The following is an 18,864-nucleotide window of genomic DNA, read 5'->3' on the forward strand; positions in this document are numbered from 1 at the left end:
GCGGTCAGGCCGCGGTCCGGCGTTCAGGGCTCTTGCACGCGCCCTCCAGCCCCGCGACGAACTCCTTGAGCCAGGCGGCGAAGTCCGGCCCCAGGTCCGGCCGTGCGCAGGCCAGCCGGACGACCGTGCGCAGGTAGTCGGCCTTGTCGCCGGTGTCGTAGCGCAGTCCGTCGAAGACGACCCCGTGCACCGTGCCGTCGGCGGCCAGTTCCTGCAGCGCGTCGGTCAGCTGGATCTCGCCGCCCCGGCCGGGCCGGGTGCCTTCCAGGACGCCGAACACGTCCGGGTCCAGGACATAGCGCCCGATCACCGCGTAGGCGCTCGGCGCATCCCCGGGTGACGGCTTCTCCACCAGGCCGGTGACGCCTACGACACCCTCCTCGCCGATCGGCCGGACGGCCGCGCAGCCGTAGAGGTGGATCTGTGCCGGGTCGACCTCCATGAGGGCGACAACGCTGCCCGCGTGCCGCTGGCGGACGTCGAGCATGCGGCTGAGCAGCGTTTCGCGCGGGTCGATCAGGTCGTCGCCGAGCAGGACGGCGAACGGCTCCTGCCCGACGTGGTGGCGGGCACAGAGCACGGCGTGGCCGAGGCCCAGCGGATCGCGCTGCCGGACGTGGTGGATGGCGGCCAGGCGCGCGGGGTCGCGCACGGCGTCCAGCCGTACCGTGTCCCCTTTGGCGGCCAGTGCCTGTTCGAGCTCGAAGGCGTGGTCGAAGTGGTCCTCGATGGCGCGCTTGTGCCGCCCGGTGACCATCAGGACGTCGTCGAGCCCGGCAGCGGCCGCCTCCTCGACGACGTACTGGATGGCCGGCTTGTCGACCACCGGCAGCATTTCCTTCGGCGTGGCCTTGGTCGCGGGCAGAAACCGCGTGCCGAGCCCGGCGGCGGGTACGACGGCCTTGCGCACCGGGCGGGTGGACGGGGACACGGCTGATGAGCGGGGGGTGATCATGCGGACATGCTGGCCGGTGAGTATGGGAGCGGCCCGGGAGAATCGTCGGAATCGGCTGTGACCCGCGCCGGGCGTTCGACGCCACCGGGTCGCGTTGTCGTCGCTCCATGACCACGCGTCACCCGGACGTTGGAGATTTCGTGAGCCACCGACCTGCAATTGCACACAAGTGGGCGGGCGGACCGGGCGTTTTCGAATGCTGGTGCGGCTACCTCCGGTAACCTGCCGGTAATTTCCGGCAGATGACTCGCAGTCATTCGAACTCCTTGTTTCCTGTGAGGCCCGTGTGCGAGGGTGAGCCTCCCGCAAAGAAGGCGATGACCGGATTCGCCTTCCGAGCCACCTGCTTTCCAGCGGACGCGCATTGCGCACGCCGTCCTGCGCCTTGGAAGGAAATGGTTCAGTGCAGTCCCCCCACCCCCCACGCCCTCCCCACCCACCCCTCCCCGGCACGCCCGCCGGAGAATCCGACCGCAGCCTCGTCGCCCGGCTGAGGGACGCCGACGGCGGGCACCACGCGGTCGCCCTGCTGCTCGCCCGGCACTGGCGGGCGACCTACGACTATGCAGGCATCTGCCTTGCCGGCGCGGGCAGTTCGGCGTCCATGGTGGCCACCGCCGCCTACCACCGGGTGCTGCGGCGCCTGACGGGAGGGGCGGCCGGCGGTGCCCTGCGCCCGCAACTCCTCGTCGCCGCCCGGGACACCGTCCGGGAATGGGCCGCCGACGCCGCGGCATGTGTCGTACTGCCGGAGCTGCGCAGGCCCAGCGGCGGGCGCGCGCTGCGCACGGTGAGCTCCATGACGCCCGAAAAGCGGCAACTCGCCGACCGGGCTTTCCAGTCCCTTCCCGGCGCCTCCCAGTGTCTGCTGTGGCACACGGAGGTCGAGGGTGAGCCCATATCCATACCGGCCGGTCTGCTGGCGGTGGACACGGCCGCCGCGGCGGTCGCGCTGGAGCAGGCACGGGAACAATTCCGGGCCGGCTGTGTGCGTGCCCACCGGGAACTGGCACCGACCAGCGAATGCCGCTTCTACAACCGTCTCCTCGACGTCCCCATTCGCCGCGGCGGAGTCCTGCTGGCGGATGTGCGGCAGCATCTGACGGAGTGCCGCCACTGCCGGTACGCCGCCGAACAGCTCGGCCATTTCGACGGCGGACTGGAGATCCTGCTGGCGGAGACCGTGCTCGGCTGGGGAGCCCGCCGCTACCTCGACTCCCGCCCGGCGCACGTCCGCCGCCCGGAAGTGCCGGGGCCACCGGGGCCGCGCCGCGCCGCGGGCGGCGGACGGCACCGCACGGCCGCGGCCGACCGGAAGGGGCCGTCGCGACGGCACCGGAAGGCCGTGGCCGTGGGCGTCGGCCTCATGGCCCTCGCCCTGCTCGGCACCGTGCTGGTCGCCAAGGGCTGGACCGACGACGCGGTGCCCGGCCCCCGTGCCACCTGGGCAGCGCCGAGCGGCGGTGCCCTCCGCCCGGCCCCCGACGGTGGGCCCTCGTCCGCCACGTCCGCCGCGTCCGCGGCCCACCCCATGGAGATCGCCCGCGGCAGGCTGCGCAGCTCCACCACCACGGACCTGTGCCTCGACGTGCACGGCGGGCGGATCGTGCCGGGCGCCGGAGCCGAACTCGCGGTGTGCTCGGCCGCCGGGTCCCAGCAGTGGTCGTACGGGGACGACGGACTCCTGCGCAGCGCCGGTGCCCCGACGCTCTGCCTGGACTCCGACACCGACCGGCGCACCGTGGCCGTCGCCGGCTGCGTCGTGCACACGGGCGAGGTGGCCTACGACCTGACCGTGCGCGGCGAACTCCTGCTCCGTCGGCGCAACGGCCTCCTCGTCGCCCCGCGGTCGGGAACGGGAGGTACGCGGGTCGTCGTCGAGGTGCGTGACGGGAGCGAGCGGCAGCGGTGGCTGCTCGCCCCGGTCGCCGAGCAGCCACCCGGCGACGGCCCGGCCACCCGGAGCACGGATCAGGCGGCGGGTGGCCGACTGGAGCGGTCCGCGCCGCACCAGAACGGCTTGCAGCCCGCGTGGCGGGGCCGGCCGCGGGCGGCGCGGACGCCCGAACCGCGGTACGAGACGCGGCCGGCCCCGCTCCGCTGCCGCGCCGCCTGCGACGTTCCCGCGGCCTCGGCCGAAGGTCGCGGCGCGACGCCGCGCGCTGCCGTCGGGCCGGGCCCGGGTGCTCCTGCCGCCGCGCACAACAGCCCGAACTCCGTTGGGCGGCGCGCTGGGCCGGTTCGGCGCACGGGTGCGGTGGGTTCACGCGCCGTGGGGGTTCCCGTCGCGGCTGCGGGGCATCGGACGCCACCGCGGTACCGGTCGCGCCTTCCGGGGGGCCGCGCCGGGGCAGTTCCGGTCCTGCGTCCCGTCCTCGGCCGCTGACCACCGGGGGCGTCCCGCACCGGGCCCCCGCGGCGGCCGCGGACACCGGCCCAATTCGCTGCCAAAGCGCCGCCGGTCCTCATGGACATCCGCGGGGCGCGCCGTGTGTGCTGGACCGGTCCGTTCGAGCACCTCCAGGAGGGCTTCGTGTCGCTGCACCCGCAGGTCGCCTCGCTGCGCGCACGTCTGGTCGCCGCAGGGAGCCGGCCGTTGTACACCCTCGGCATCGACGAGGCCCGCGCGGCCGACCTCGCCGCCGCCCGGTCGGCCGGAGGCGAGCCGGAGCCCGTGGCCCTCGTCGTCGACGACGAGTTCCCCGGCCCCGCGGGCAGTCTGCCGGTGCGTTTCTACCGGCCGCGCACCGACGACGTACCGCTGCCGGTGCTCTGCTACTTCTACGGCGGCGGCTGGGTCCTGGGCAGCATCGACACCTGCGACGCCATCTGCCGCAGCCTCGCCAACGCCACCGGCTGCCTGGTCGCCGCTCCCGGCTACCGGCTCGCCCCGGAGCACAAGTGCCCCGCCGCGGTGGAGGACTGCTGTGCCGCCGTCCGCTGGCTCGCGGAGCATGCCGTGCGGCACGGCGGCGACGCAGGCCGGCTGGCGGTCGGCGGTGACAGCGCGGGCGGCAATCTGGCCTCGGTGGTGTCGCTGCACGCCCGCGACCACGGCGGGCCGCCGATCGCCGCCCAGCTCCTGGTCTACCCCAACACCGACCACCTCGCGGACACCGCGTCCCTGCGCGAGAACAGCGACGAGGTCTTCTTCAACCACCGCTCCGTGGACTGGTACTGGCGGCACTACCTCGCCGATCCGGCACAGGGACGCGAGCCGTACGTCTCCCCGCTGCGCGCCGATTCGCTGCGCGGTCTGCCGCCGGCCCTGGTGATCACCGCCGAGTACGACCCGCTGCGCGACGAGGGCGAGAGCTACGCCCGACGGCTGGCGGCCGAGGGGGTGGCGGCGCGCCTGAGCCGGTACGACGGGATGATCCACGGCTTCTTCGGCATGCGCGGCGTGCTCGACCCGGCCGCGGACGCACTCGAGGAGGCGGCGGCCTTCCTGCGCGAGCACCTGGCGCCCCCGGCCCCGCAGCAGGACGGAGCCAGTGCCGTGGAGGCGTCGGCATGACCTCGGCCCCCGTCGCCCCTGCGGACCCTGCGGACCCGGCGCCGAGCACCTCACCGCACGTGCGTCTGCGGCTGGAGCACCTGCACGGATCGCTGTCCGACCCGGTGCTGGACTCGATGAACTTCCTCAACGAGGTGGTCTCCCGCTACCCGGACGCCATCTCCTTCGCTCCCGGCCGGCCCTACGACGGACTGCTCGACCCCGCGGTGGTCACCGAGTACCTCACCGCGTACACGGACCACCTGGCGGCCGAGGGCCTCACCCCGGCGCAGATCCGCGCGCGGCTCATGCAGTACGGGCCCTCGGCCGGCATCATCCGGGAGCCGCTGGCCGCCGCGCTCGCGCACGACGAGGACATCCACGTGCCCCCGGAGGCCCTGGTGGTGACGGTGGGCGCGCAGGAGGGCATGCTGCTGGCGCTGCGGGCGCTGTGCGCCGGTCCCCAGGATGCCCTCCTCGCGCCGTCCCCCTGCTACGTGGGCATCAGTGGCGCGGCCCGGCTGCTCGACGTGCCGCTCGTGCCGGTGCCCGAGGGCGAGCGCGGCATCGAACCGGACGCGCTCACGGCGGGCGTACGCCGGGCCCGGGAGCAGGGCCTGAACCCGCGCCTGCTCTACGTCGTTCCCGACTTCGCCAACCCCTCCGGGCTGTGCATGTCCCTTTCCGCCCGGCGCGAGTTGCTGGCCGCGGCCCGCCAGGAGGGGCTGCTGGTCCTGGAGGACAACCCGTACGGCATGTTCCCCATGGACGAGACCGACGTGCGGCCCACGCTCAAGGCACTCGACACCGACCGTCGGGTGGTCTATCTGGGATCGTTGGCGAAGACGGGTTTCCCCGGTGCGCGCGTGGGCTACGTGGTCGCCGACCAGCCGGTCGCCGACGCCGCCGGACACACCACGCTGCTCGCCGACCAGTTGGCCAAGATCAAGAGCATGACCACGGTCAACACGCCGGGCCTGGCACAGGCCGTGATCGGGGGGCTGCTGGTCCGGCACGGCTTTCGGGTCCGATCCGCCGCGCGACCCGGCGCCGCGTTCTACCGGACCAACATGGCCCTGCTGCTCGACGCGCTCGACCGGCACTTCCCCGAGCCCGGGCGGGGCCGGCTCGGCATCCGCTGGAACCGGCCGGAGGGCGGCTTCTTCGTCGTCATGACCGTGCCGTTCGACGCCGACGACCGGGCGCTGGAGCGCTCCGCCCGCGCTCACCGGGTCCTGTGGACACCGATGAACACCTTCTACGACGGAGCCGAGGGCGATCGGCGACTGCGTCTGTCGTGCAGCGCCGTGCCCCCGCAGCAGGTCGACGAGGGCGTACGGCGTCTGGCGGAGTTCGTCCGCGCCGGCGCCTGACCCCCGCGGCGAGATCCGCCGCCGCGCGGTCGAACCGGAAGACGGTGTGCCGGACATTCACCACCGTGGGCCGCTTCGCCGGCCCGTGCGCAACCGAACCGCCGGAAGGGGCGCTTCCTTCCGGCGGTTCGGCGGTGAAATCACCAGGAAAATCGCCGTGCATTTCTTCCGGCCGCTGCTCTCGGCCATTTCTGCCGGTAACTGCACCCGTCTCTCCAGTGAGAACTCATGGACCCCGCCGGGACTTCCCGGAATGCTGATGGCGTCGGTCGGCGAACTGCCGTTCCGCAGCCGGGTTTTCGGGCAGGAGATGAGGCTTGAGCGTGGACGTTGACGAGTTGTTCCTTGCCGGCCCCGCAGAACAGGTCGTACTGCGACTGGACGCGCCCGTCGACCGCGGCCTGCTGCGGCAGCTGGTGGACGAGCGCCGCAGGCGTCTGCAGGACGCGGGGGCGACGGCCGGATCCTCCGTCGCCGTGCACCTGCCGCCGTCCCTCGAGTACGTCGCCACGGTGCTCGCCGTCTGGCAGGCCCGCGCCCAGGCCATCCTGCTCGACCACCGGTTCACCGACCACGAGGTGGCCTCGTGTCTGGACCGGCTGCGCCCGCAGTTCGCCGTCGAGCCGGTCGGCGCGACCGCCCGCATGATGCGGGGCTTCCACGACGTCGGCAGCAAGGTCGTGACCCTGCCGGACGGCACGCCCGCCGACACCGGACACGCCCTCGTGCAGTTCAGCTCCGGCTCCACCGGCCCCTCCAAGATCATCGGCCGGACCGCCCGGGACCTGGTCGCCGAGGTCGAGCGCTACACCCGCATCAAGGACTACCCGGGCGCCGGTCACCAGGTCGTCTCCCTGGCGTCCCTGACGAACGTCCTCGGGCTGGTCGGGGGACTGCTCAACAGCCTCCACACGGGCGCCGAGCTGATCCTTCCCCGGCACACCGGAACAGAGGGGATCCTGCGCTGCCTGGCCGAGGCGACCGTCCCCGCCGTCCTGCTCGGAGTGCCGTCCCAACTCGAATTGCTGGCACGGGTTTCCGCCCCACCCGCCACTCCGCTTTTCGAACGCGCCATCACCGGCGGAGAACTGGTCCGTGACGAACTGTGGAATTCCTTTGCCGACCGCTATGGCGTGCGCATCGGCACCATGTACGGAATGACCGAGGCCGGCGTGATGGCCACCGACCTGTCCGGTGATCACCGGCCCGCGCTGACCGTGGCACCCGGGCATGAAATCCGCGCCGAGAACGGCGAATTGCTTCTGCGTCGACCGTTGTCCCCCTATCTGGGAACCACCGACCCCGCCCGCTGGTCGGGCGGATGGCTGCGCACCCGCGACGCCGGCACCGTCGATCCGGACACCGGACGGATCACCGTCCAGGGCCGGCTCGACTCGCAGGTCTCGGTCGGCGGTCTGAAGGTGGACCTCAACGAGGTGGAACAACTGCTGGCCGACGCCCCGGGAGTGACCGAGGCGGTCGTCGTGCACGACGGCGCCATCCGGGCCTACGTGGCACTGGAGGACGACCGCTCGGGCACCACCCGGGTGGAGGAGTACCTCAAACTGCGGCTGGCGCCCTACAAACGTCCCCGGGCCGTGCACGCCCTGGCCGCACTGCCGCGGACCAGCAGCGGCAAGCCGATCCGCAACGCCGCAGCCCTGGCCGCCGCGCGCTCTTGCGCGCCGAGGTCATGAGCCGTCCGGCCGGCGCCAGGGCCGGCAACCTGCGAGTCCCGAGCCGTACAGCCGAACCGGCGGCGCCCCGGCGGGCTGCGCGGCCGCCACCGCCACCACCACCCCCGGCGGACACTCCGGCAGGGCCAGCGCGAAGGCCCGTCCGGGGAAGGGCGTCCACGCCCTGCGCAACGCCGGCTCCAGCGGCACCCGCCGCCGCGTACCGCTACCGCGCAGGCCCACACCCAGCGCCTTGCCCAGCGCCTCCTTGGCGGTCCACAGCCGCAGGAAGTCCTCGGTGCGGTCCTGCTCCGGGCGAGACGCGAGCCACGCCGCCTCGGCCGGGTCGAACCAGCGGCGCGCCAGGTTCACGACGGGCAGCGGGCGTGACAACTCCACGTCCACGCCCACCTCTGCGGCGGCCAGGGCCACCGCCACCACGCCGGCGCAGTGGCTGATGCTCACCCGGCACCACGGATCACCGCCTGCCGAGCCCGGCTGGTGCGGCCCGGAAGCCAGGGAGAGGTAGGGGCGGCCCCGGTCGTCACGGACGACGTGCGGCACGGCGCCCTCCGGCAGGGGCGGGCCCAGCTCCGCCGCCATCCGCACCAGCATGCGCCGGGCCGCTTGCCTCGGGTCCCCGCAGGCGGGGCCCAGTACGACAGTGACCGCGTTCGGACTGTGCACCGGGCGCCATGACATGAGAGGAAGTCCAGCAGTGAAGGACGAAATCCGCCAGTACCTGATCGGCGCCCTGGTCAAGATGGGCTTCGACCCGGAGGCCGTCGACGGCTCCAGCTCCCTGGGACCGGCCGGCATCGACCTCGACTCACTCGCCGTCGCCGACCTGGTGATGCAGCTGGAGGACCGGTTCGGCGTGCACATAGACGAGGACGAGACCGAGCGCTTCGCGATGATGACGATCGATCAGATCGCCGAGGAGTCGGCCTCCCGGGTGCCTGCGGCATAAGACACCGCACCGCCCGTCCTGAGCATCGCCAGTCCGGAGCACCGTCCGTCCTGAGCACCGTCCGTCCGGAACGCCGTCCGACCTGAACGCCGTCCGGCTTGCCGGCGGTCCGGCGGTCCGGCCGACCCGTGGCACCCGCGCGCCTTCCCGCTCACCTGCCCGGCTATCCCAGGGAGTTCTCCCCCCATGACCCTCCGACAACTGCGGGCCCAGCTCGCCGCCGACCAGGAACTGGGCGTCGGCAATGTGCTCAGCACCTTGGTCGCCCACACGGGAGACGACGCCGAGTCCGGCCTGACCTTCGACTCCGCCGTCGACGACCACCCGGCCTGGTACCGCATGACGCTGGCCGAACTCGACCGCGCGGTCGCCGCCCGCGCCGCCTGGTTCCACGCGCTCGGCGTGCAGCCGCGCGACCCGGTCGCCGTCTACGTCACCACGGCCGCCGACCAGGTCCTCGCCTTCTTCGCCCTGACCCGGATCGGTGCCATCCCCGCCCTGGTCAACGCCAACATGGACGGCACCACGGCGCGCGCCTACCTGGGCAAGGTCCAGCCGCGCTGGCTGTTCACCGACGCCGCCCACGGCGAACGCCTGGGCACCGAACCCTTGGCGGGCGTGCTGCACGGCGACATCGCCGACGCCGCCGGAGGCGACCCGCGGCAGGCCCCGCCCCAGTATCGCTTCCACCCCACGGACGCCGCCGTCATCACTCACTCCTCCGGCACCACCGGCCTGCCCAAGCCGGTGCTCGCCACGCACGCCAGCCTGTTCGCCGCGACCCGGCACCGGCTGTCGCTGCCGCGGCCGCGCACCATCGACCGGATGCTCAGCGCGCTGCCCGCCAACCACGCCGCCATGGTGATCGCGGTGACACTGGCGCTGTGCAGCGGCATCGAACTGCTGATGCTCTCCGACCAGGACGGCCGCAAGGTCCTGGACGCCGTCCAGCGCTGGAAGCCCTCCTGCGTCTTCGGCTTCGCCGCCACCTGGCCGCAGCTGGTCGCCCAGGACCTCGGCCGGTACGACCTGGACAGCGTCCAGATGTGGTGGAACACGGGCGACGCCGCCCACGAGGCGCACATCCGGAAGCTGGTCACGGTGGGCCACCGGGTGGTGCCCGAACGCGGCGGGGTCGGCCGCCTGGACGGCGCGACCTTCATGGACGGCCTCGGCTCCAGCGAGATGGGCCACTCGATGTTCTTCATCACGCACACGCCGGAGACCGACCGCTACAACCGGTGCATCGGCAAGCCGCACGCCTTCGCCGAGGTCGCCGTCCTGGACGACCTGGGGCTGCCGCTGCCCACCGGACGCATCGGCGAACTGGGCGTCAAGTCCCCGACCCTGTCGCCCGGTTACTGGAACGACTCGCTCACCACCTGCCGGACCCGGCGGTCCGGCTACTTCCTCACCGGCGACCTCGTCTACCGCGACGAGGCGGGCTACTACTACCACGTCGACCGGGTGGTGGACACCGTCCACCTCGAGGGCGGCCGCCATCTGCACACCGCCCAGTGCGAGGAGCAGGTCCTCGCACGCTGCCCCGAGCTGCTGGACTGCACGGTGATCGCCGTCGCCCGGCCCGACGGCACCGTGGCCACCGACATACTCGTCAGCCTCGCGGCCGGCAGCCGGACCCCGGACGACCTCGACGCACGCGTACGCGGCGCCCTGGACGACCACGTGGCGGCCACCGTGTGCAACGTGACCGTCGTCGACGACGAGGACATCCCGCACGGGCCCACCGGCAAGGTGCGCAAGGCCATCCTGCGCGAGCGCTACAAGGACGGGACGCTACGACCGGCCGTGCCGGCCGGCGGAAAGGCTGAGACGGTATGACCACACGAGCAGGCAGCACAGCGGTCGTCACCGGCATCGGGGTGGTCAGCTCCCTGGGCCGGGATCTCACCGAGACCTTCGAGGCGCTGTGCGCCGGGAAGTCCGGGCTGACCCGCCCCACCCCCGAACTGGCCGAGGCCACCAACATCGAAGTGGTCTCCCAGGCCCCCGACATCAACCCCACCGAGGTGCTCAAACCGCCGATCGACCCCGGCGTCGACCGCTATCTCGTCCTGGCCATGGCGGCGGCCGAACAGGCCGTGCGTGACGCCGGGCTGACGGTGGGTGAGAACAGCGAGCCCGAGCGCACCGCCGTCGTCGCCTCCACCGCGGGCGGTGCGCTGCGCACCTACGAGGAACACGCCGCGGCCCGCCGGGAGCGCGGGCGACAGGCCGTGAGCCCCTACCTGTGCCCCGGCATGATCCCCAACATGTCGGCCGCCCGTATCGCCATCAAGTACGGCATCCGCGGGTACAGCCTGCTGCTGTCCACCGCCTGCGCCGGCGGCGGGCAGGCCCTCGCCGAGGCCCTGCGCCTGATCCGGGCGGGCGACGCCGACGTGGTGGTGTGCGGCGGCTCCGACGCCCCGCTGCACCCGACGGTCGCCGCCGCGTTCGTCAACGCCAACTCGCTCGCGCACGGCTACGAGGACCCGGCCCGGGCAAGCCGCCCCTTCGACCGGGACCGCAACGGCTATGTGCTCGGCGAGGGCGCCGCGTTCTTCGTGGTCGAGCGCGCGGAGCACGCCGACGCCCGCAAGGCCGCCGGGTACGCGGACCTCATCGGCTGGGGCGCCACCACCGACGCCTACCACGTGACCAAGCCGCGCCCGGACGGCTCCGGCGCCGCCGAGTGCATGCGCCGGGCGATCGCCTCCGCGGGGCTCGGACCCCGAGACATCGGCTACATCAACGCGCACGCCACCAGCACGGGGATCGGTGACGTGGCCGAGGCCCGGGCCATCCGCTCGCTGTTCGGCGAGGAGACCCCGCCGGTCAGCTCCACCAAGTCGATCACCGGTCACCTGATGGGTGCCTCCGGCTCGTTCGAGGCCGCCGCCACCGTGCTCGCCGTCGCTCACGGCACCCTGCCACCGACCCACAACCTCGACACCGTCGCCCCGCACTGCGAGCTCAACCACGTGTGCGGCAAGCCCCTGCAGACCGAGGTACGCGCCGCGCTATCCAACTCCTTCGGCTTCGGCGGCCACAACATCTCGCTGGCCTTCGGTGCGCCGTCCACCCGCGGCCGCCGTGTGCAGGGGGCCGGCGCCGATGACTGACACCGGCGAACTGCCGCTGCACCAGTTCTGGTGGCTGCACGACGCGCGCTGGTACCAGGGCGTGAAGAAGCGGTTCGGCCAGGACGTCGCCAACGAGATCAACGCCGAGGCGATGAAGTTCGTCGCCCGCCGCGTCGCCCGCTGGTTCGTGGCCCGCGACGGCGTCGACCACGTCAAGCTGCCGATGGACGAGTTCGTCGAGTACTTCAAGCAGGTACCCCGGGCGATGTGGCCGCAGGACATGACGAACTACCAGCACACCGCGGTCGGCGAGGACACCTTCGAGACGGTGGTCACCGAACACTTCGCGCTGAAGATGCTGAAGGCGGCCCGCTCCTTCGACGGCTACCGCTGCCCCTGCCTGGAGATGCGGGCCGGCTGGTTCGAGGGTCTGGGACTCGACGTCGAGGACAGCCGCAGCGCCTGCATGACGCACGGCGACGACGTCTGCCGCTTCCGGGCCACCGTGCGCCGCGACGGGTCCTCGACCGGTTGACCCGGTCGCCCGGCAGCACCGACACCACGCCCGTCAGGGCTGCCCCGTAAGGGAGATGCACCGCAAATGATCACAGGAATTGACCACGTCGAGTTCTATGTGGGCGACGCCCAGCAGGCGTCGTTCTACCTCTGCAGTGCCCTCGGCTTCCGGCTGTGCGCCGAGACCGGCCCCGGCACCGGACGGGACGGGCACCGCTCCCTGCTGCTGCGCCAGGGAGCGATCCGGTTGCAGCTCACCTCCGCGCTGACCGAGACGGCCGAGGCGGCCCGCTACGTCGCCCGGCACGGTGACGGCGCGGCGGTGGTCGCCTTCGGCACCGACGACGCCCGCGCCGAGTTCGACGACGCCGTCGGGCGCGGCGCCCGGCCGGTGCGCGAACCGGCCGTGTACGAGGACGCCGACGCGCGTGTGGTGACGGCCGAGGTGGCCGGATTCGGCGACGTGACGCACCGGTTCGTCGAACGTCACGGAGACGGCGAGGTGTTCCTGCCCGGGGTGACACAGAACCTGGCACCCGACCCGGAGGAGGGCGAGAACCTCCTGCACCTGGTCGACCACATCGCCGTGTGCGTACCGCCGGGCGAGCTGGACGCGACCGTCGACCACTACTGCAAGGCCTTCGGCTTCTCGCAGATCTTCGAGGAGTACATCGAGGTCGGTGTGCAGGCCATGAACTCGAAGGTGGTGCAGTCGCCCTCCGGCGGTGTCACCTTCACCCTGCTGGAACCCGACACCACGCACCAGCCCGGCCAGATCGACGACTTCCTCTCCCGGCACGGCGGGGCGGGCGTCCAGCACCTGGCGTTCCTGACCGACGACATCTTCACCGCCGTCGGCCGGCTGCGCGAGCGCGGTACGCGGTTCCTCAGCACGCCCGGCAGCTACTACGACGCCGCCGCAGAGCGCATCGGCGACACGGACGTCGACATCGCCCGGCTGCGCGGCCACGACGTGCTGATCGACCGTGACCACTGGGGCGAGATCCTGCAGATCTTCACCCAGTCCATGCACGTCCGCCGGACCTACTTCATGGAGGTCATCGAGCGGCGCGGCGCGCGGAGCTTCGGCAGCGGCAACATCAGGGCGCTGTACGAGGCCGTGGAACGCGACAGCGCGCAGTCCGCCCGGGCCGCGGTCTGAGCAAACGGGACATCGAGATCGGGGAGCAGGGCCCATGAGCCACGCACAGCCGGAATTCAAACTCACCGAGGACGAGAAGGAGTTGCTGCCCACCGACGACGAGGTCCGGCACTACGCCGAGCACGGCTGGTACCTGTCGCGCAAGCTGTTCACCGACGACGAGATCGACCTGCTGACCGCGGCGAGCGACCGGTTCTACGCCGGTCACCGCGACCGCACCCTGCCGGTCCGGCCACCCGGGCTGGCGTACTGGACACCGCAGGACGGCGACGTCCAGCGCCACCACGACTACGTGCACCACGAGGACGACCGGATCGCCACCATCCTGCGCAAGCCCCTGGTCGGCGCGGTCGCGGCCCGGCTTGCCGAAGCCGACGAGATCCGCATCTTCCAGGCCACCATGATCTACAAGCCGCCGCGGCCGGACGAGGCGACCAACGTGGTGCCCTGGCACTTCGACAAGCACTACTGGGCCACCTGCTCCTCCCAGCGGATGCTGACCGCCTTCATTCCCTTCCACGACTGCGGCCCCGAGATGGGCACCATCACGATGATCGACGGCAGCCACCGCTGGCGGGAGACCGGCAGCCGGGACAGTGTCACCCGGCACTTCGCCCAGCGCGACCGGGGGGAGCTGGAGCAGATGCTGGAGGAGAACGCCCGCCACAACGGCGCCACCGTCAGCAAGCTGCCGATGGACATCCCCAAGGGGCACGTCAGCTTCCACCACTGCCGCACCTACCACGGCAGCGGCGCCAACCTCAGCGACCGTCCCCGCCGGGCGATCTCGTTGCACCTGCAGGACGGGGACAACGAATACGTCCCCCACCGGCTCAGCGACGGCTCCACGGTCGCCTACAACCACGACGTGCTGGTGCGCCGCACCGCCGACGGCCGGCCGGACTACGCCGACCCGGCCTTCTGCCCCACCGTCTGGCGCTCGGGCGCGGACGGCTGACGGGGAGCGGCGATGCGCACAGTGGTTGTGGTGGGCGGCGGTCTGATCGGAACGTCCATCGGCATGGCGCTCGCCCTGCGCGGCGCCGCGGTCCACGTCGTCGACCGCGACCCGGTGCGGCAGGAGGCGGCCGCCGAGCGCTGCGGGGGAGTTGCGGGCGCCCCGCGCGAACCCGCCGACCTGGCCGTCCTGGCCGTTCCGCCGGGGCAGATCGCCCGCGTCCTGCGCGACGGACAGGCCCGTCGGCTCGCCCACTGCTACACCGACGTGGGGAGCGCCAAGGAGTCCGTGCACCGCGCCGCGGTCGCGGCCGGCTGCCGCCTGGACTGCTTCGTCGGGGGGCACCCCATGGCCGGTTCGGAGCAGTCGGGCCCGCATGCGGCGCGCGCCGAGCTGTTCGTGGGCCGGCCCTGGGTGCTCACCCCGGACCGGCACACCAGTGCCGCGGCGCTGGCCGCCGCGCTGGACCTGGTCCAGGCGTGCGGGGGGCGGCTGGTCGTCATGGGGCGCGCCGAGCACGACCGGGCGGTGGCTCTTGTCTCGCACGCCCCGCACGTCATCGCCAGCGCGCTGGCCTCGGCGGTGGGCGGTGCGCCGCAGGAGGTCGTCGAGCTGTGCGGCGCGGGGATCCGCGACACCACCCGGATCGCGGCCGGCGAGTCGGGACTGTGGAGCGACATCCTCGGCAGCAACGCCGGGGCGGTGGCCGCCGCACTGGAACCACTCCTGGCCGAACTCACCGCGGCCGTCACGCAGTTGAAGCAGGCCGCGGCGACACCCGCCGGGGCTCCGCGGCGGGTGCTGGCCGACCTGCTGAACCGGGGCGGGGAGGGCCGCGCCCGGATCATGACCGTCCAGCCCGACGGTGCCACCGCCGGGCTGCCGCATCCGCTCGCGTCGTTCGCCTGAACGACCCGCGCCGCCACCACACGAGGGAGCAGCCGATGGGAAGGTCCGTTCTGGTCACGGGAGGCAACCGGGGCATCGGTCTCGCGGTCGCCCGCGCCTTCCGGGACCGGGGCGACCGGGTCACCGTCACGTGCAGGCGATCCGCTCCGCCCGACGACGACCTGCTGGCCGTGGAGTGCGACGTGACCGTGCCCGACCAGGTCGAGGCCGCCTTCACCCGGGCCGAGGAGGCACACGGGCCGGTCGAGGTCCTCGTCTCCAACGCCGGGATCATCGACGACGTGCTGCTGCTGCGCATGCGCGAGGAGCACTTCAGCCGCGTGGTGGAGACCAACCTGACGGGCACCTACCGCGTCGCCCGCCGGGCCGTGCGCAGCATGGTGCGCGGCGGCTGGGGGCGGATCGTGCTGATCTCCTCGGTGGCCGCCGTCCGCGGTGCCCCCGGCCAGGTCAACTACGCGGCCAGCAAGGCCGGGATGACGGGCATGGCCCGCGCGATGGCCCGTGAGCTGGGCTCCCGCGCCATCACCGCCAACGTCGTACTGCCCGGCTTCATCCCGACCGACATCAACGCCGGGCTGTCCGAGGAGTTCCGCGCCCAGGTGCTGGCACAGATCCCGGCCGGCCGCTTCGGCGACCCGGCCGAGGTGGCGGCCACGGTCGCCTTCCTCGCCTCGGACGAGGCGGCCTACATCACCGGCGCACTGATCCCGGTCGACGGCGGCCTCGGCATGGGCCACTGACCACCCGACCCACCGACCATCTCCGGAGGCCCTCCGTGCACACCCAGACCTGCGTCCCGTACCCGCTGAGCGCTCACCGCGCGTCGGACCTGGCCCTGCTGGCCGCCGAGACCGTGGGCAAGCTCGACGCCGATCCGCACCCCGCCCCGGGGGCACTGGCCCGTCCGCAGATCACCGGACCGGCCGGAGCGCACCGCGCCGTGATCCTGGCCGGTGACCGGGACACGCTGCTCGACGCGCTCACCGCGCTGGCCGAGGGCCGCGCCCACGACGCCCTGGTCACCGGCGAGGCCGTCGAGGCGGCCGGCACCGCGCTGGTCTTCCCCGGACAGGGATCCCAGTGGCCGCGCATGGCCGCGGAACTGTACGAGCAGGCGCCGGTGTTCCGGGAGCGCATCGACGCCGTCGCCGCCGAACTGTCCCGCTGGACCGACTGGAAGCTCCTGGACGCCGTGACCGGCGACGCGGGCGGGGAGCTGCTGCAGCGCGTGGAGGTGGTGCAGCCGGCGCTGTTCGCCGTGATGGTGGCGCTGGCCGCGCAGTGGGAGGCGTACGGCGTCACGCCCACCGCGGTCGTCGGCCACTCCCAGGGGGAGCTGGCCGCCGCCCACGTGGCCGGTGTGCTGAGCCTCAAGGACGCCGTGCGGGTCGTGGTCATGCGCGGCAGGGTGCTGCGCGGCCTGACCGGACGCGGCGGCATGCTCTCGGTGCCCATGCCCTACGAGTGGACGGCACGCTACGTGGCCGAACGCTCCGACCGGCTCGCCGTCGCCGCCGAGAACGGCCCCGGCAGCCTGGTGGTCTCCGGTGACCTGCCGGCCCTGGAGGAGCTGGTCGCCCGGTGCGCCGAGGAGGGCCTGCGGGCGCGCATGGTCAAGGTCGACTACCCGTCCCACTCGCCGCAGATCGACGAGATCCGTGACGAGCTCCTCGCCGGCATCGCGGGCATCGCCCCGCGGCCGGGCCGGCTCCCCTACTACTCGTCGGTCGTGGCCGGCCGGCTCGACGGAACGGAACTCGGCGCCGAGTACTGGTTCCGCAACCTGCGCCGCACGGTGCGCTTCGAGGCGACCGTACGCGCGGCGGCGGCCGACGGGCACGTGCGCATGGTGGAGAGCAGTCCCCACCCCGTCCTCCTGCGCGGCCTGCAGCGCATCCTGAGCGAGGTACCCGGGAGCCTGGTCACCGAGTCGCTGCGCCGGGGCGAGGGCGGCCCGGACCGCTTCCTGCGCTCCGCGGCAGTCGCCTGGACGCACGGCGCCCCGGTCGACTGGACCGCCGTACCGCCCGCCTGACCGGCCCGGCCCACCACACGACCGTACCCGTGCCGACGGCGGGAGCCCCGCCCCCGGCAGCTGAGCACACCACCTCCATCCGTGCCACAGGCCGACACCACACGAGGAGAACCATGTCCCGCTACGACTGGCAGATCGACAACCCCGGCATCGCCCGGCTCGAGCAGGCCGCCGAGGCCGCCCGCGGCCGTGTGGTGACCCATCCCGTCTACCAGAGCCTGGACCGGCTGGAGGCGGTGGTGACCTTCATGGAACACCACGTCTTCGCGGTGTGGGACTTCATGTCGCTGCTCAAGTCCCTGCAGCAGAGCCTGACCTGCACCACCGTGCCGTGGATCCCCAGCGGCCCGTCCGCCAGCCGCCGCCTCATCAACGACATTGTGCTGGTCGAGGAGAGCGACGAGATCGGCACGGGTTTTCTCAGCCACTTCGAGCTGTACCTGCGCGGTATGACGGAGGCCGGCGCGGACACCACTCCGGTGGAGACCCTCCTGCAACTGCTGCGCGAGGGCGGGCCGGTGCTGCCGTCGCTGAAGGACGCGGGAGCTCCGGCGCCCGCCGTCGAGTTCACGACCACCACCTGGGACCTCATCGACAACGCGTCGGTGCACTGCCGGGCGGCGGCCTTCGCCTTCGGCCGCGAGGACCTGATTCCGGACATGTTCGACAAGGTCGTCGCGGTCAACAAGAAGGAGGGGGACCGGCTGAGTTCGTTCGTCGACTACCTGGAGCGGCACATCGAGGTGGACGGCGAGGAGCACACCCCGATGGCCATGCAGATGGTGGCCGACCTGTGCGGCGAGGACCAGGAGAAGTGGCGCGAATGCGAGGAGGCCGTCAGCGTCGCGCTCGATGCCCGGGTACGTCTGTGGGACGGCACGCTGGAGGCCATCCGCGGCTGACCGCCGTGGAGCCGGAGCGAAGGCGGTCCACAGTGCGCGGGCACCGAGCGCACCCACCAAGGAGGAGTACGTGTCGACGGACGTGATCGAGGCGCTGCGGGCGGACCGCGAGGCCTTGCTGGAGATCTGCGCAGGACTCACCGACGCCGAGTGGAAGGCCGAGAGCGGCTGTCCGGGATGGTCCGTGCGGGACGTCGTCATCCACCTCGGCGCCCTGTTCACGGCCGTGGTGGCCCCCGGGACCCTGCCCGACACCACGGGTCTGCCGACCGAGCGGGCCCAGGACGTCTACGTGGAGGCCAGGCGCTCCTGGCCGACCGAGCGGGTGGTGGCGGACTACACCACGGTCGGCGAGCGGGCCTTGCAGGCCCTTGCGGTCCTCGCCCGCTCCGCCGACCGGGAGGTGCACCTGGGGGACCTGGGCACCTACCCGGCGGCGACGGTCCCGTGCGCCTTCGTCTTCGACCACTTCGTCCACCTGCGCCACGACCTGTTCGCCCCACGCGGCCCACTGACGGGCCCGCCGCCACCCGTCGACGAGTTGCGCCTGGAACCGACGCTGCGCTGGATCGAGGCGGCTCTGCCCCAGCAGAACCGCGCGGCCGTGGCCGCCCTGACCGGCTCGGTGGACATCGTGGTGGAGGGCCCGGTACGGCGCGTCCTTCGGATCGGCGCGGGCGGCCGCACGGCACGTGTGGTCACCGAAGCCGAGTCCTTCGTCCGCTGGATCACCGGCCGGGGTGACCTGGACGCACCGGACGTCGCCGTCTTCGGCGATCCGCTGCAGGGGCCGGTGCTGCGCGGCCTGAGGGTCTGGTGAGCG

General features: G+C 72.8%; 18 protein-coding genes. 16 read left to right on the forward strand and 2 right to left on the reverse strand.

Annotation, left to right across the window (positions count from 1 at the left end):
- Positions 1–4: 4 nt before the first annotated feature.
- Positions 5–955: a UTP--glucose-1-phosphate uridylyltransferase GalU gene (gene galU / locus AB0A61_RS07225; RefSeq protein WP_361287482.1), complete on the reverse strand. Its 951-nt coding sequence runs from the start codon at positions 953–955 to the stop codon at positions 5–7.
- Positions 956–1,358: 403 nt separating this feature from the next.
- On the opposite strand from galU, the gene AB0A61_RS07230 reads away from it, so the two are divergent.
- The 5 genes from AB0A61_RS07230 (at position 1,359) to AB0A61_RS07250 (ending at position 7,521) form a co-directional block, all read left to right on the forward strand.
- Positions 1,359–3,341, forward strand: a complete 1,983-nt coding sequence (locus AB0A61_RS07230; protein ID WP_361287485.1) for a ricin-type beta-trefoil lectin domain protein — start codon at positions 1,359–1,361, stop codon at positions 3,339–3,341.
- 147 nt (positions 3,342–3,488) lie between these two features.
- Positions 3,489–4,472, forward strand: coding sequence for an alpha/beta hydrolase (locus tag AB0A61_RS07235; protein ID WP_361287488.1), 984 nt, complete (start codon positions 3,489–3,491; stop codon positions 4,470–4,472).
- Positions 4,469–5,824, forward strand: a complete 1,356-nt coding sequence (locus AB0A61_RS07240) for a PLP-dependent aminotransferase family protein (protein ID WP_361287491.1) — start codon at positions 4,469–4,471, stop codon at positions 5,822–5,824. Before AB0A61_RS07235 ends, AB0A61_RS07240 begins: the two co-directional genes overlap by 4 nt.
- An 85-nt stretch (positions 5,825–5,909) precedes the next feature.
- Entirely contained in the window at positions 5,910–6,158 is a 249-nt protein-coding gene (locus tag AB0A61_RS07245; protein ID WP_361287494.1) for a hypothetical protein, read from the forward strand.
- On the forward strand, positions 6,148–7,521 hold the full coding sequence (locus AB0A61_RS07250) for an AMP-binding protein (protein ID WP_361288276.1): 1,374 nt from the start codon (positions 6,148–6,150) through the stop codon (positions 7,519–7,521). Before AB0A61_RS07245 ends, AB0A61_RS07250 begins: the two co-directional genes overlap by 11 nt.
- Here the strand turns inward: AB0A61_RS07250 and AB0A61_RS07255 are convergent.
- Positions 7,516–8,202 (reverse strand): 4'-phosphopantetheinyl transferase superfamily protein, encoded by a 687-nt coding sequence (locus tag AB0A61_RS07255; RefSeq protein WP_361287497.1) that lies wholly within the window; start codon positions 8,200–8,202, stop codon positions 7,516–7,518. The genes AB0A61_RS07250 and AB0A61_RS07255 overlap by 6 nt on opposite strands.
- A gap of 16 nt (positions 8,203–8,218) precedes the next feature.
- Between AB0A61_RS07255 and AB0A61_RS07260 the strand changes: the two genes are divergently transcribed.
- The 11 genes from AB0A61_RS07260 (at position 8,219) to AB0A61_RS07310 (ending at position 18,861) form a co-directional block, all read left to right on the forward strand.
- The gene (locus AB0A61_RS07260; protein WP_361287500.1) at positions 8,219–8,470 is read left to right on the forward strand and encodes an acyl carrier protein; all 252 of its coding nucleotides are present in this window, start codon (positions 8,219–8,221) and stop codon (positions 8,468–8,470) included.
- A 186-nt stretch (positions 8,471–8,656) separates the two neighbouring features.
- A complete protein-coding gene (locus AB0A61_RS07265; RefSeq protein WP_361287503.1) occupies positions 8,657–10,312 on the forward strand; it encodes a class I adenylate-forming enzyme family protein in 1,656 nt (551 codons plus the stop codon).
- On the forward strand, positions 10,309–11,595 hold the full coding sequence (locus AB0A61_RS07270; RefSeq protein WP_361287506.1) for a beta-ketoacyl-[acyl-carrier-protein] synthase family protein: 1,287 nt from the start codon (positions 10,309–10,311) through the stop codon (positions 11,593–11,595). The genes AB0A61_RS07265 and AB0A61_RS07270 overlap by 4 nt, the downstream gene beginning before the upstream one ends.
- The gene (locus AB0A61_RS07275) at positions 11,588–12,091 is read left to right on the forward strand and encodes an L-2-amino-thiazoline-4-carboxylic acid hydrolase (protein WP_361287509.1); all 504 of its coding nucleotides are present in this window, start codon (positions 11,588–11,590) and stop codon (positions 12,089–12,091) included. The genes AB0A61_RS07270 and AB0A61_RS07275 overlap by 8 nt, the downstream gene beginning before the upstream one ends.
- Before the next feature lie 66 nt (positions 12,092–12,157).
- Complete coding sequence (gene hppD, locus AB0A61_RS07280; RefSeq protein WP_361287512.1) at positions 12,158–13,234, forward strand: 4-hydroxyphenylpyruvate dioxygenase; 1,077 nt, start codon at positions 12,158–12,160, stop codon at positions 13,232–13,234.
- Between the two features lie 34 nt (positions 13,235–13,268).
- Positions 13,269–14,192, forward strand: a complete 924-nt coding sequence (locus AB0A61_RS07285; RefSeq protein ID WP_361287515.1) for a phytanoyl-CoA dioxygenase family protein — start codon at positions 13,269–13,271, stop codon at positions 14,190–14,192.
- A 12-nt stretch (positions 14,193–14,204) separates the two neighbouring features.
- Positions 14,205–15,101 carry a prephenate dehydrogenase gene (locus AB0A61_RS07290; protein ID WP_361287518.1) on the forward strand — a complete coding sequence of 299 codons (897 nt, stop codon included), beginning with the start codon at positions 14,205–14,207 and terminating at the stop codon, positions 15,099–15,101.
- Positions 15,102–15,136: 35 nt separating this feature from the next.
- Positions 15,137–15,844, forward strand: a complete 708-nt coding sequence (fabG, locus tag AB0A61_RS07295) for a 3-oxoacyl-ACP reductase FabG (protein WP_361287521.1) — start codon at positions 15,137–15,139, stop codon at positions 15,842–15,844.
- A gap of 35 nt (positions 15,845–15,879) precedes the next feature.
- A complete protein-coding gene (locus AB0A61_RS07300; protein WP_361287524.1) occupies positions 15,880–17,139 on the forward strand; it encodes an acyltransferase domain-containing protein in 1,260 nt (419 codons plus the stop codon).
- Positions 17,140–17,252: 113 nt separating this feature from the next.
- Positions 17,253–18,041, forward strand: a complete 789-nt coding sequence (locus tag AB0A61_RS07305) for a DUF3050 domain-containing protein (RefSeq protein ID WP_361287527.1) — start codon at positions 17,253–17,255, stop codon at positions 18,039–18,041.
- A 70-nt stretch (positions 18,042–18,111) separates the two neighbouring features.
- On the forward strand, positions 18,112–18,861 hold the full coding sequence (locus AB0A61_RS07310; RefSeq protein WP_361287530.1) for a maleylpyruvate isomerase family mycothiol-dependent enzyme: 750 nt from the start codon (positions 18,112–18,114) through the stop codon (positions 18,859–18,861).
- Positions 18,862–18,864 lie beyond the last annotated feature (3 nt).

Origin of the sequence: Streptomyces sp. NPDC046197, from assembly GCF_040646295.1 — a bacterium.
Taxonomy (GTDB): Bacteria; Actinomycetota; Actinomycetes; order Streptomycetales; family Streptomycetaceae; genus Streptomyces.